The following is a 13,141-nucleotide window of genomic DNA, read 5'->3' as shown; positions in this document are numbered from 1 at the left end:
CCGGGAGGGAAGACGGCGTGAGGCGCGCGCTAGGGATGTGCGCTTCACGTCGGCCCCGGTGGGGCCCAGGCAAATGGCTCCCTGGGGTCCGCGTGACCGTATCCACATCAAGGCCGGCGCGGCCGCACGGGCGGTCAAGCAGGACAGCCCAACCACACCGGTCGCCCTGACGCTGTTCTGGGAATTCGGCGCTCGGGGACCGTCCACCGCGAACTCGCCGTTCAACCGGATCGGCCCCGACTCCGGCAATCTCCAGTGGACAGACGGTGACGGCGTCAAACACGACCTGCTGGCCAACGTCGACGTCGTGCTGCTGTCGATCTTTACCGACAACGCCCCGCTGAGCATCTCCATCGATCGAGTCATGTCCACCCTGGACAAGCGAGTGTCCGAACTGTCCAAAAAGCTCAAGAAACTAGTGAAGGTGGGCATCGGCGAACTGGGCTACTGGTGCGGACACGACCCGCACCAACCTCCATCAGTGGACGACCTGGTGCACAAATGGTGTAAGGACATGAACCGCGTGTGGCCGCTCGGCAGCACCCGTACGGACAACGCCAGCATCGACGCAACTCGCGCCTACCTGGTCGATCAGTACACCCACGCGGCGCTGGCCACCGACCACGGTTTGGGCGGCGGCTTCTACTGGTACGCGCTGCAAGAGATGTTCCCGCACAACACCACAACCAGCCTGCGCGCAGCACTCAAGAATGTCGCCGACGCCGTCGGTCCCAGGCCGGCCAGCCAATCCGATACGGCGGTGCCCGGGAAGCCCTGCTGACCTTCAGCTGCGCAACGCCACCATGGCGTTGCGCAGCACTCATTGGCGGGTAATTGCAACCTGCCATGTAGGCAGTGAGCCTTTTTCATCCTGCGGTGACCTCGTAGTTCTGTAGGACGTGGATGGCCTTGGCGAGTCGGCCGATGCGATGCGGGCTGACACGGACTTTGTGCAGGATGCGCCAGTACTTGAGCTGGGCGTTGGCGCGTTCGCCGGGGCCGCGCAGCCGAGCGTGAGCGCGGTTGGCATCCTTCTGCGACTCGGGTTTGTTCTTGCCCTTGTACGGGGTGATCACCTGTTGGCTGGTCTCGTCGTAGCCGTGGTAGCCCTTGTCACCCAACGCGATCAGCCCCGCATCGCGCAGCGCGGCGAGGATGTTCCAGATCCGGGCGGCCGCGGTGTCGTGCGTGCTGCCCGGCAACTCGCCGGACACCCACAGGATCGTCCCATCCGGAGACGCGATCACCTGCAAGTTCACCCCATGGCGCTTGTGCTTGCCGGAGTAGAACGGCCGGTCGACGGCGATCCGGTCGATCGGGATCAGCGTGCCGTCGATGATCACGTACGCCATCTTCTCGCGTTTGGCCTTCCGCAACGCCGCCCGGAGCTTGGGCGCCCGAGCAGCCAGCAACTCGACGGTTTCGTTGACATACCGCCAGCAGGTCGCGGTGGAGATGTCGAACCCGGCGCCGACCTGCGCGAACGGTTCACCCTTACGCAGATACACCAGCACCGACAGCGCCTGCTGGCCTGGGTTGAGCTTGCGCCACGCCGAGCCCAGCTCTCGGCGGTGAGCGCGGATGAGATCGGACACGAAGGTCAGGGTCTGACGTGACAACGGCAGCGCGGCACGGTAAAACAGCATCTGAAGCCCTTGGTTGTACGGACATGGATCTTGGTCGATTGCTGTCCTACCAAGGGCTTCGTCACGTCCGCGGTAACGACACGCCGATGAACATCACCTTGTCACCTCGGATCCCTTACCCACCAACATATCCACACCAGGATGAAAAGCGCTCAGTGTCGCGGACGTCTTCTTTCGCGCCGCAGTGCAGGCTGAACTCCAATCCCAGATATCAAGCAGTGAAATCAGTTCGGGCAATCTCAGCGTGGGCTGGGAAATCACCCCGCTGAGGGGCCCGGGTTCTGTCCTCAGCTACATCGAATCGTCGGTTGGTTCCCAAGTTTGGAGGAACAATGAAAAAGGTCTCCGTCGTGCTCGCCGCGATGCTGAGTCTGGGTTCCCCGTCGACTATTATTACGGCCCCAGCGGCTGGCGCCGCCAATCCGCCTGCGCACGCCTACACCAGCGTGACCGGCCATCAGCGGTCTGTCGTCTCGTTACCGGATATCTGCTCGCGAATGGACGCAGAAGGGTTATGCGCCAGCGCGGGTGATGGGAGCCGCCGCGGCGCGACCGGCCAGCGGGTCCCGCACCAACGGGCTGCCGAGGAGTTGATCGACCATCTCAACGCCATCGGCTGGCCCCAGGAGAGAAAGTACAACCGGTACCGGCAGGGGCAGGAGGAGACCATCGTGCGATGGGGACAGCCCGGTCGGCCCGACACCTACAAAAACGTCTCGCAGTGCGCCTCGTTCGTCACCGAAACGCTGAAGCACACGTACTCACACTGGGCCACCCTCAGCTTTTTCCATACTCATTTCGGCAACTACAGCCCGTTCGCGCGCGATTACCACGACGCGATCGCGAACAAAAAGCCGATACCACACTTCAGGAGGGTCACGAAAGTCACCGATCTCCGGCCGGGCGACCTCATTGCGATCAAGTATCCGGAGTCACAAGACTTCACCGGCCACGTCATGCTGGTACGCAGAGTCACCGGCCGTGAACAGACCGGCCCAGCCCTTGACGACGCCACGGCGTACGTGGTGGAGATCATCGACACCACCAAGGCCGCGCACGGCCGCGTCGGCCAAAGTGGTGCTTACCGGGACACGCGGATCACCGCGAGCACAGAAGAAACCGGCGCCGGGTACGGCCATATGGTCTTCTACGCCAACAACAAGGAGCGCACATTCGCCGGGTACCGGTGGAGCGTGACCAGCCACCAGATCGTCCCGGTGGACAAGCACCCCATCGTCGCGGCCAGAATCACCCCCTGACCAGATCCGTAGTGCGGTGGCACGTCGCACCGGCACGGATGCACCACCGGATCCCGTCGATCAACTGTCCTTCCTCTATTCCCTAACGACGGCCTTGTGGGTTGCCGAAAACTCCGTCCGTGCTGTTCATGCGGACCGGTAGCACTCGACGTTCAAGCCCAGGACGAGGAGTTCGCCGTGGGAGCGGAGGAACTGTGCCCAGGTGCTGGACGCGCGTTGGGGTGCGGGGGTGATGCCGGTGTCGGTGAGGATTTGCCAGACGGTGGATGCGGCGATTTTGATGCCGAGGACGCGGAGTTCGCCGTGGATGCGACGGTAGCCCCAGTTGGGGTTCTCCTTCGCGAGGCGTAGGACCAGGATTCGGATGGATCGGATGGTGCGTGGCCGACCGGGGCGTTTTGGTCGGGATGCCTTGGCGTGGCGTTGGCGGGAGTATGTCGCGGTGCCAGCGCAGGATGGTGTCCGGGCGTGCCGGCAGTCGGAGCCTGCGCAAGCTCTGGCGTGGTAGTCGATGCAGGAGTGCGGCGAGTAACGCTCTGTCGGTCGGGCTGAATCGCACCTTTGACCAGCACGGATGCGGTTTTCGGCAAGCGCAAGGCCTCCGCGGCCAGGCAGGCAGTGGGCACGTGATCAGAATCGGCGGCCCTGGAACGAGACCACCGGCACGATTTCGGTGCTGAATCGCTGAGTCGCGGCGCGGTAGGGGCCGAACCAGCTTTCGTCGCCTGCCGGGACTGCTGCCAGGAACTGTGTGCGGTTGCCGGTGTGGCTGATTTCGCGGACCTGGTTGCCGGCCTGGAGCAGGAAACCGATGACGAGGTCCTCGAAGGCGCGTTGCTCGGGCTCGGTGAGCGGGCGCTCGAAGTAGTAAACGTGCCATTGGTCGGCGATCGGCTGCGCACGTTCGGCGGCATCGATCTCGGTCCAGTCCAGCCGGGTGATTTCGGGCCGCCGCAGCAGTTCGGCTGTCGCGGCGGAGTCGGATCCCGGCTGGATCACCGCTCTGATTCGGGGACGGCCCAGGTTCCGTGCGGCCAGCAGGTACTTGTGGCCCCTGGTTACGACAGGGCCGCCGGGTTCGGCCCGGATTCCGATGGCCGGTGACGGCTCGAACAGCGAGAGGTAGTGCTCCAGGTGCTCGGGCACGAGCGACGAGTCGCGGTCGGGAAACCGGGACTCGTCGATCACCGGCAGGTCGGGCGGCATTTCGATCAGCTCGATGGGCACGGTGTCGCATCCTGGTCGGGTTGGTCGTCTTGGTCGGAGTAGGTCGCCATCCGGTCGAACTCGTCGAAATTCTCCATCGGGATCCTGGTCTCGGTCTGACCGGGGGTGGGTGGCTGCGGCACCGGAGTCTCCACTTCGATGCCGTGTCGCCTGGCGAACTCGTCGAACTGGTTGCTCGGCACCTCGACCCGCAGCACGCCGGGCCCCATGCCGCGGCCGTTGCCGCCGGCCAGGTCGGCGTAGTACCGCGCGGTGTCCTCCTGCTGCGTCAGGTAGGCGCCCGGGCCGTTCGCCGGCGGCATGGCGGCCTGGTTGGCGCGGATCCGGTCAGCGTCCAGCGCCTGGTTGGCGACGACCTCCTGGAGCGCGCCCCACGTCATGCCGCGGTAGAAGACCGTGGTCTCCGACAGGCCGAGCGGGTCGATCCAGTGCATCGCGTTCGACACGTAGGCGTGCGGGTTCGGACCGGCTGCCAGCCCGAGCGGGTCCGGGCTGGCATACCGGCCGGACAACGGATCGTAGTAACGGTGGTAGTTGTAGTTCAGCCCGGATTCCTGGTCGCGGTACTGGCCAGGGAACCGCAACGGGCAGTCAGCTGGGCTCTCGGCCTCGTCCAGGTCGACGCCCCACAAGGTCGTGCGGCCCTGCCACGCGACGGTTCCGTCCGGCGTCACCAGTTCGGTGGGCGTGCCGACCATGTCGGTAACGATCGCGTAGAACTGCGCGTCGATGGACTCCTGCTGGCTCACCGCGCGGAACGTGCCAGGTTCCCAATCCCAGGTGGTGGTCCGGCCGTCGTGCGCCTGTTCGGCGAGAACCCGGCCGTCCCAGGTAAAATCGACGCGCTCGGCCACCGACCCGTCAGCGTCCAGCCTCCGCTTGCCGATCCTGCGGCCGAGCGCGTCGTAGCTGTACCGCCACTGCTCGCCGTCCGGAGTAACCACAGTGGACAGTTGGTCGTGCGGATCCCAGTCGTAGCGCCACGTGCGGTCTCGCTGCCGCCGTTGGACGATACGGCCTTGCGCGTCGTGTGTATAGCGGGTCTCTCCGGCGCGTTGGATCAGCGTGCCCGCATACTCACGTTCGCCCGCAGCCGAAGCGCCTGCCGAGGCCGCATACGCGATGTTGCCGAGCGAGTCGTAGGCGTACTGCTCGGTCCAGTCACGCCCGTGCACGGCCGTGATCCGGCCAGCTGGGTCGAGATCGAACTGCCGTGCGCCGGACAGTTGGTCGACGACCGCCACCAGATGCCCGGACTGTCCATAGCTGTATGACCGCCGCTGGATGAGCTGGGCGTCCGGCACAGAGCCCGCCAACGACTGGGACCGCAGGCGGTGGTTTCCGTCCCAGATCTGGGAAAGGACCGTATCGCCCACGATTCGTTCGATCTCGCGGCCCGCGGCGTCGCGGCCGAACCGAAGCGTCTCACCGGCTGTGTGCAGCGCGGACGGTTTATGGTTGCCGTCGAATTCCCATGTGCATTCCACGCCGCTCGGTGTACGGCGGTGTACACGCCTGCCCAACGCGTCATAGGCCGAGGTGAGCGTGCGGCCGTCGGTTGTCTCAGCCGTGATCCGGCCCAGCGGGTCACGTGTCAGAACGAGATCCGCGTCCCGGTTCGTCGCCCGCACCATCCGGCCCACCGAGTCATAGGCGAACGTCGCGACGTCGCTTATGTCACTGCCGACTTCCCGCCGCACCACGTTGCCGAGTGGATCATGTCGATAGCGCACAACGTCACCGACGCCGTTGACGAATTCGACCAGCTGCCCGGCCGCGTCGTAGCCGTATCTCATCTCACGGCCGTTGAAGTCCTTTTCCCGCAGCAGGTTTCCGGCCGGGTCGTAGTCGTAGCGCCACACCTGCCCGTGCGGATTGGTCACTGCCACCAGGCGCAACTCGGTGTCGTACGTGTACTCCGTCCGCCCTCCGCCTGCGTCCGTGCGGGCCGCCAGCCTGCCGAAATGCGTCGTCTCGAACCGCTCCTGGTTTCCGGCGGCGTCGACGTGCTCGGTCATGTTCCCCTGGCTGTCGTATCGCCAGCGTTCAGTCGATCCGTCCGGCAGGGTGCGCGACGCCAGCCTGCCCTCGACAGTCCAGCTGAAGTGGGTGACGCCGCCTATCGGGTCGGTCATCGCGGCTACGCGGCCGAAAACGTCTCGGGTGAACACCGTGCGTGCGCTCATAGCGTCGGTCACGGCGATCGGCAAGCCCGCGGCGTTCGTCTGGATACGCCGGGTGCTGCCGACTGGATCGGTGACAGCGATCAGATGTCCTTGTGCGTCATAGCCATACTGTGTGACCGCGCCCGTCGGGTCCGTCACGGCAGTCAGATTGCCGCGCTCGTCGTACTCTTGATGCCACGTCGCTCCGTCTGGGTACACAGTCCGCACGGGGAGCTGCAAAACGTTGTAAGAGACGGTGATCGCCGTACCGTCGGGGCGCGTCACCCCGATCAGGTTGCCGTCGGCGTCGTAGCTGTAACGAACCGTACGGCCGAGAGGGTCCGTATGGGACAGCAGACTGTCGTGGCTGTTCCATTCGGACACTGTGACATTGCCCAGAGCGTCCACTTCTCGGACGACCTGGCCGTCCTCGTTGAGGTGGAACACTTTCCGGTGGCCGAGGGAGTCCGTGTAGGTCGTGACGCGGTCGCCGTACTCGAACGTTCCGGCGAGATACCCGTCCGGGCCACCGGTCCGCACACATCGGCCGCGCTCGTCGTAGACGTAGTGGAACCAGCGACCGGTACGGTCCTGCCAACGGGTGATCCGTCCTTCGCTGTCGTACTCGTAGCGCATGCCACGTCCCGACGAATTGATCACCTCTGTCAGGCGTCGGGCCTCGTCGTAGCGATAACCGACCACACGCACGGCGCCAAGGTGCAAGGCCGTGATCAGACCTTCGCTGGTCTCGGCCCTGAGGTGGTAGCCCCCGGAATGCCGGATGCCGGTGAACGTGCCGTCCGGGGCGTAGTCGAAGTCGATCCGGTTGCCGTTGCGGTCGGTCATCGCCCGGAGCGCCAGCACTGTGCTCTCGTTGCCCGGCGCGAAATGCAAGGACTGGCCGAGGACCGGATTGGTGATCGTGTATCCCGAAGCGGTCACGGTGAGCGGCCAGCGCGGTCCGTGCTCCGGCAGGACCGGTGATTCGCCCGTGGGCAGGGGATAAGCCAGCAGCATCCCGTCGGCGGCCGCGAAGTACAGGCCGCTGTCGACTGCCTCGATCCGCTGGTCCAGTGTGGACGCCCAGGACCGGCCGAAGCCGCGGCCCACCCGGTAGGACGAGATGTGGGTCCTGGCCAGCACCAGTGGCAGTGCGCCGGGAAGGCGCAGGTCGAACTGACTGAGCACCATCTCCCCGCTGGCCACGTCGATCGGGTCGTTCTCGCAACGACGGCCGTTGGCCTCGCGTGAGGTCTCCGGTGACGTGTTGCTCCTGACGTCGTCGCCGGATGCGCCGTTCCTCCCGGGGCGTGTGTCGTTTCCGCCGACGCTGCCGGGTTCGTCGGTACCGGTGCCAGTGCCTGATGTGTCGGTGCCGGGCGATGACGGGCCATCCGCTTGGGCGCCAGGTGCTTTCGTGGAGCTGGGGCTGGTACTGCCGGGTGCGTCGCCCTTGCGGCCGAGCTTGCCGAGTTTCGCGATGATCTCGTCGAGTTTGTCGATGACCTTGCGGATGCGTGGCGTGACGTTGCCGATCGTCTTGACGAGTTTGCGGACCAGGTCGCTGATCTTGGCGATGACCTTCGAGATCGCGGTGGTGGCCTGAGCGACGATCACCGGCGTTCCCAGCCCGAGGGTGGCCACCGCCTCCAGTGCCCACGTGATCAGCTTGCCGACGATCTCCGCGACCAGGTCACGCACGAGCTCGCGGACCGCGGCGACAACCTCACCCATGATCATCACACCGGCGGAGATCCCGTCGGCCAACGCACCCGCGCCGGCGATCGCGTCCGCGGTCTCAGTCGCCTTGCCGCGGTACGTATCCGCAGCCTGCCCCGTCCAGGCTGCCGTGCCGGTCTTGACCTCGTTGCCGTAGTCCGCCGCGATCCTGCCGACCTCAGCAGCGACGTTTCCCCAGGTCTCGCTGAACGACCGGATCACCGGCGGGTCGCCCGCGAACCAGTCCAGCGCCTCCTTCAACGGCCGCACATGCTCGATCAGCCACGACACGCCATACGACGCGACAGTCCCGATCGGATCAATAACCATCGATAAGACCTCAAGACCGACGCCGACCGCACCAAGACCAGCCGCGACCCAGTCACCACTGCTGATTCCGTTCGCCAGGTCCATCGACGACTCGGCGATCCCAATTCCCGTGACAGCGGTCGTATCGCTCTGCGCGCTCGCAACAAGCGGATTACCTTCGGGCATAACGTCCCCCAGGCGGTTCGGACTCGATGCGTCCGACGGGCCTGCGCCCCAATCAGTTCCGCACCACGCACGAATACGACCGTCATCCGTAATGGATTAGCCCGAACAGCCCTATGGCAAGTCGAACTGGTCCCAGCGCGCACCGGCGTCCTCAATGGACTGATCAACGAGTACCGTTACGCGGCTTGACGTGCAGCGATGACTTTTCGAGCGGTACAGGGGATGCAGGCGACATTGCTTGACACCATGGCGTCCGGGTCGATGGTGTGGATCACGTTGTATACACGTTTGTGTGCTTGCGCCAAGCGCAACGGCATCATCGGGTGGAACGACCCGAGGCGCATCTCCTGTGCCATGTAGACAGTCGCCTCGTTGAACGTGATCCACATGGTCACGTCACCGGCATACCGCCGCACGACCTGCTCGGCGTCGGCCAGCCACCGGGGTGCATCCCGGCGTTGCCCCAGCAACCGGTCCACGCCGGGTACACCCAGTGGTCGAGCGTGATCATCGGCCGCGTCCCGGCGGCCCGGACGCGCGCGAGGACGTCGTCATAGAACTGGAAGTCCCACGACCCGGGCTCAGGCTGTACTCGCGCCCACTCCACGCACAGCCGGAAGACCTGAACACCGAAGTCAGCGGCCAGCGCGATGTCCTCGGGGTACCGGTGAAAGAAATCCACCGAGTCCTGGTAGTTCTGGGAGTGCCGACGCCAGTTACTGTCCGGATCCGACCCTCCGGCTGGAACCCGGATGCCGCCACACCCCACAGAAAACATGGGCTTCAGGCGAACGGGTTGTGACGGTATTTCACTCGACTGGGTGGTTCGTGACACGAATGGGCAAGACTTGCCGGTTTCTATGCTCCTAACCCCCTGCCCAACTGTCTTATGAGTCGTGACAACCGAGTCCGAGAGTCTGGCTTTGCTGTGCGTCACTCACCGCGCGCTGGTGTTCAAGACGTGCCGGCAGATCCTAGACAACGACCAAGACGCCGAGGACGCCACCCAGGAGGTCTTCGAGCGGGCCACCCGCTACCTGCAGGGCAAGAGCGTCGAGAAGCCCTCGGCCTACCTCACCCGTGTCGCCAGAAACGCCGCGTATGAGCTGCTGAAACGCAAGCTCAAGCGGCTCGAGACCACACCTTTGCCCGAAGACATGGTCCCCGCGCAGGCCTCCCCGGACGAGGCGGAGGAACGGCTCACCCTGCTGGCCGCACAGCAGCTCGCCGAGCAGATGAGGCCCTTCCTCACCGCGAAGCAGTACAAACGGCTGCAGACCCGGATCGCCGAGGGCGCGGGACGGATCTCCGAAGACGAGGCGGCCGCCGCGCTGGAGATCAAACAATCCAGCCTGCACGCGACCGACGCGCAGATGTCCAAGATCCTCACCGATGCGGCCATCGCCGCCCGCTTCACCGCCGCGCCGACATGCGACTGCATCGCGCGCCTCGCACACGAGGAACCATCCCGCGCGCTGGCGAAGAAGATCGAGGCGCACATCGAGACCTGCCAGGTCTGTACCGACCGGCGCACCCGGGAGAAACGCCGGATCTACGAGACGTTCTACTCACTCCCCGGCGTGCTCACCGTCCCCAGCGGCGCGAAGTTGGTGGCGATCAAGAAAGGCCTCATCGTCGTCGGCGTCGGAGCCGCGGCATGCCTCACCATCGCCGTGGTCAAGACAAGCCCGTTCACCACCGACCTCCCCGCCGAGCAAGCCGCCCCACCGCCAGTCGCAGCCTCGGCGACCACATTCCCCACGGCCACTGTGGTCGCCTCGACGACCGCATTCCCCACGGCCACTGTGGTGGCACAAGCCCAAACCAGTGTGGCCCCACCGAAACCGACCCCGGTGACCCTGCCAAGCACACGCCCGCCCAGCAACGCACCCGCGCACCCAGCCGCCTCATCACCCGCCGTCCGCACGGACACACCCCTGACGATCACCGTCGGCCCCGACGCGATCGGGAACCGCACGATCACCCCAACCGGTTGCGCCGGACCGAAAACCTCCGCCATCCGAGTGGGCATCACCTCATCGGACGGCATCTACCTGGTCAGACTGGCTACGCAGCTCAACAACAAGACCAACACCACCGAAATGCGCAACACCGGCGGATCCACCTGGACCGGCACGGTCGGCCCGTATCGGTCCACAAAGGGCGGTCCTGTCAGGATCGCCGTGGTGGCAGTGGACAAGGGCGGCCGGATAGCCGAGCGCTACATCGGAATAGTGATCCTCGACCCTTGCGGCCGATGAAAGGTGGGGCGGCTGCGGTGGCGCGGTCCGCAGCCACCCCACGACCTGGAGCCAAGATCACCCACAAGTGTTCGAGAATGACACAGCAGTGGGAACCTGTCGGAAAACGCTCTCCGGGACTCTTGATCGAGAGTCTTTATAGGCGTGATAGGAAAAACGGAGCTGGAACGGCTCTATCGTGAGTACTTGCCTTTCGTTGTACTGGTCGAAAACTCGGCTACCGGTTCTGGCCTGGACTTTCATGCGGCGGGCCGGTACTCGTTGAGCGGTCCGCCGAGAGTCGGTCGGCGTCGGGTCCTGTCGATCTGGAGCCGGTCGGTGCACTCTCGGCGGACGGAGCCGATCCAGCGTTCGGCGAAGGTGTTCATCCGTGGGGCTTGCGGTGCGGTGAGCATGATCTGGATGTCGACGGAGGTGAAGACGGCGTCGAAGGCGGTACCGAACTTCGCATCGCGGTCGCGAATGATGTGTCTGAATCGGTGCCCGGCCTCTTCCAGATCGCTGGCAAGTTCGCGGGCCACCTGAGCCACCCAGTCCGTGGTCGGATGCTCGGTAATGCTGAGCAGGTGGACCCTGCGGGTCTTGATGTCGATGATGAACGCGACGTACAGCCGCTTCAGTGTCACGGTGTCGATGTGGAAGAGGTCGATAGCGAGCAGGCTGTCGGCTTGGGCGCGTAGGAAGGTGCGCCAGGTGTCGTCGCGGCGTGTCGATGGTGGGACTCCGTTGGCCCGCAGGATCTTGCGGATGGTCGAGGCGGCGACCCTGCGTTTGCCGAAAATGTCATCCGTGCAGGTCAAGCGGCGTGGTGGTGCTCGTTGAGGATGCCTGTCCCGGTCGAAAAATCGGTTACCGGTTCTGGCCTGGACTTTCATGCAGCGGGTCGGTACTCGTTGAGCAGTCCGCCGAGACACTGCCGGCGTCGTCCTTGTCGGTGCTGCTTGTGGGTAGCAGCCGGAGGAAAGCGAACATGCCGGTGATGGCGAGGTAGGGGAGACGCAGCACAACGGAGCATCCTGGTGTGCTCGGCTGCTGGCGATCCTTGAGGTCTGGAATTCGCAGGTCAGTGCCCATGGATGTCGTTTTCGGCACCCACACGGTCGTCCGCTCAGGCGTCGGCGCGTGCTGTAGTCCCATTTCCATGCGATGAACGTGCGGTGCCAGGCCAGGATTGTCGCGGGCTGGACTGGGAAGATCGCGTGCCAGCGGCGTCGGGGGAGCAGCGAGGACAGCGCGGCGAACCAGAGCCGATCTGCTGGCTCGTAGCGGACCTGGCCGGTGATTTGGCGGCGGAGGATGGCGTTCTGGTGCCGGAGCATGACCAGCTCTGCGTCCTTGGCGACGTCACGACGCAGCAGCACCACCGGAAAGGACAGCAGCCGTCGGGTCAGTTGGCACAGCAGCGACACGATCACCGGATCATGATCCCAACGGCTTCACTGTAGTGCCCTGACCAGCTGCGACGACTTTTTCGAGCGGCACACGCTGTCCGCTGCTGCAGCGGACCACCTGGTGCTGCGGCCATCTCCCCGGTCGGACAATGGTCGGCGAGAGACCCGGCCCACCGGTCCGGTGACGCAGCGCCTGTTGATCAGGAAGGGGTCCGCATCCCACCTGCACACGGACCCCTGAGCCGCTATGTCGTCCTGCCCTTGCCGGTGTGTGCTTTCTCGAACGCCCGGATGACGTTCGCCGGGATGCGGCCGCGGTCAGCAAGCTCGAAGCCGTTGCGGCGGGCCCAGCCCCGAATCGCCTTGGTTTGCTTGCGGCTTGCGGCCGGTGTGGTCGCCGTGGGCAAGGTGCCGCGCTTGACGCGGCCACCGGTGCGGCGAGCAGCTCTGACGAAGTCGTCCAGTTGATCACGGAGCTTGTCCGCGTTGCCGGGCGTCAGGTCGATCTCGTACACCGTGCTGTCGAGGCCGAAGGTGACCGTCGTGATGTTGTCGGCAGCAGTGCCGTCCAGATCATCAACAAGCTGTACAACAACTTTCTGCGCCATGCAGTTCTCTCTTTCCATCTGTGGTCCGTGCTTCACGGCAGCGAGGCGACGTATCGGTCCGCATACACGACGTTGGCATCACCGTTACGGCGCAACGGCGTGTCTCCGCCGCCCGGATGTTGGCGTGATCATTCATCGAATCGCCCGATCGGGCGGGTTGACCGCCGACGTTCGCGGGTCGCGAGGGTGACGCATCCCGCTCCAGCCAGTGGGGGTACCACTGCACCGACTCCCGGCCACAGCTTCTTCTTCGTGATAGCAAGGTAAGCGTCGACGCCGGCTGCGGCGACGACCATCGTCGCGAGGGCCGCCCATACGGCCGCACGCCGAGCAGACGGCGCAAACGGACGGTTGGCGGGTGCTGGTCATG

At 65.1% G+C, this 13,141-nt stretch carries 11 protein-coding genes; 3 read left to right on the top strand and 8 right to left on the bottom strand.

Features of this window, described 5'->3' with window-relative positions; translation table 11 throughout:
- Positions 1-73 precede the first annotated feature (73 nt).
- Complete coding sequence (locus JOF56_RS46915) at positions 74-781, top strand: hypothetical protein (RefSeq protein ID WP_209645973.1); 708 nt, start codon at positions 74-76, stop codon at positions 779-781.
- A gap of 85 nt (positions 782-866) precedes the next feature.
- Here JOF56_RS46915 and JOF56_RS46910 read toward each other — a convergent pair whose 3' ends face one another.
- The gene (locus JOF56_RS46910) at positions 867-1,646 is read right to left on the bottom strand and encodes a transposase family protein (protein WP_209642021.1); all 780 of its coding nucleotides are present in this window, start codon (positions 1,644-1,646) and stop codon (positions 867-869) included.
- A 332-nt stretch (positions 1,647-1,978) separates the two neighbouring features.
- Between JOF56_RS46910 and JOF56_RS46905 the strand changes: the two genes are divergently transcribed.
- Positions 1,979-2,905: a hypothetical protein gene (locus tag JOF56_RS46905; RefSeq protein WP_209645972.1), complete on the top strand. Its 927-nt coding sequence runs from the start codon at positions 1,979-1,981 to the stop codon at positions 2,903-2,905.
- A gap of 630 nt (positions 2,906-3,535) precedes the next feature.
- Here the strand turns inward: JOF56_RS46905 and JOF56_RS46900 are convergent.
- The 4 genes from JOF56_RS46900 to JOF56_RS46885 all read right to left on the bottom strand — a co-directional run bounded on the left by JOF56_RS46900 (position 3,536) and on the right by JOF56_RS46885 (position 9,193).
- Positions 3,536-4,132, bottom strand: coding sequence for a hypothetical protein (locus JOF56_RS46900; RefSeq protein WP_209645971.1), 597 nt, complete (start codon positions 4,130-4,132; stop codon positions 3,536-3,538).
- Positions 4,117-8,511: an RHS repeat-associated core domain-containing protein gene (locus JOF56_RS46895; RefSeq protein WP_209645970.1), complete on the bottom strand. Its 4,395-nt coding sequence runs from the start codon at positions 8,509-8,511 to the stop codon at positions 4,117-4,119. The genes JOF56_RS46900 and JOF56_RS46895 overlap by 16 nt, the downstream gene beginning before the upstream one ends.
- Before the next feature lie 176 nt (positions 8,512-8,687).
- Positions 8,688-8,990, bottom strand: coding sequence for a glycoside hydrolase family 1 protein (locus JOF56_RS46890; RefSeq protein WP_209645969.1), 303 nt, complete (start codon positions 8,988-8,990; stop codon positions 8,688-8,690).
- Positions 8,903-9,193 (bottom strand): family 1 glycosylhydrolase, encoded by a 291-nt coding sequence (locus JOF56_RS46885; RefSeq protein ID WP_209645968.1) that lies wholly within the window; start codon positions 9,191-9,193, stop codon positions 8,903-8,905. Before JOF56_RS46885 ends, JOF56_RS46890 begins: the two co-directional genes overlap by 88 nt.
- Before the next feature lie 214 nt (positions 9,194-9,407).
- Here JOF56_RS46885 and JOF56_RS46880 point away from each other — a divergent pair, with 214 nt between their 5' ends.
- Positions 9,408-10,772 carry an RNA polymerase sigma factor gene (locus JOF56_RS46880; protein ID WP_209645967.1) on the top strand — a complete coding sequence of 455 codons (1,365 nt, stop codon included), beginning with the start codon at positions 9,408-9,410 and terminating at the stop codon, positions 10,770-10,772.
- 239 nt (positions 10,773-11,011) lie between these two features.
- Here JOF56_RS46880 and JOF56_RS46875 read toward each other — a convergent pair whose 3' ends face one another.
- The 3 genes from JOF56_RS46875 to JOF56_RS46865 form a co-directional block, all read right to left on the bottom strand.
- Positions 11,012-11,572, bottom strand: a complete 561-nt coding sequence (locus JOF56_RS46875; RefSeq protein ID WP_209645966.1) for a DDE-type integrase/transposase/recombinase — start codon at positions 11,570-11,572, stop codon at positions 11,012-11,014.
- Between the two features lie 49 nt (positions 11,573-11,621).
- Positions 11,622-11,915 carry a hypothetical protein gene (locus JOF56_RS46870; protein WP_209645965.1) on the bottom strand — a complete coding sequence of 98 codons (294 nt, stop codon included), beginning with the start codon at positions 11,913-11,915 and terminating at the stop codon, positions 11,622-11,624.
- Positions 11,916-12,408: 493 nt separating this feature from the next.
- Entirely contained in the window at positions 12,409-12,771 is a 363-nt protein-coding gene (locus JOF56_RS46865) for a histone-like nucleoid-structuring protein Lsr2 (RefSeq protein ID WP_209645964.1), read from the bottom strand.
- Between the last annotated feature and the right edge of the window lie 370 nt (positions 12,772-13,141).

Source organism: Kibdelosporangium banguiense (assembly GCF_017876405.1).
Lineage (GTDB): Bacteria > Actinomycetota > Actinomycetes > Mycobacteriales > Pseudonocardiaceae > Kibdelosporangium > Kibdelosporangium banguiense.
Note: the sequence above shows the minus strand (reverse complement) of the source record. Positions and strands in the feature narration are given on the sequence as shown.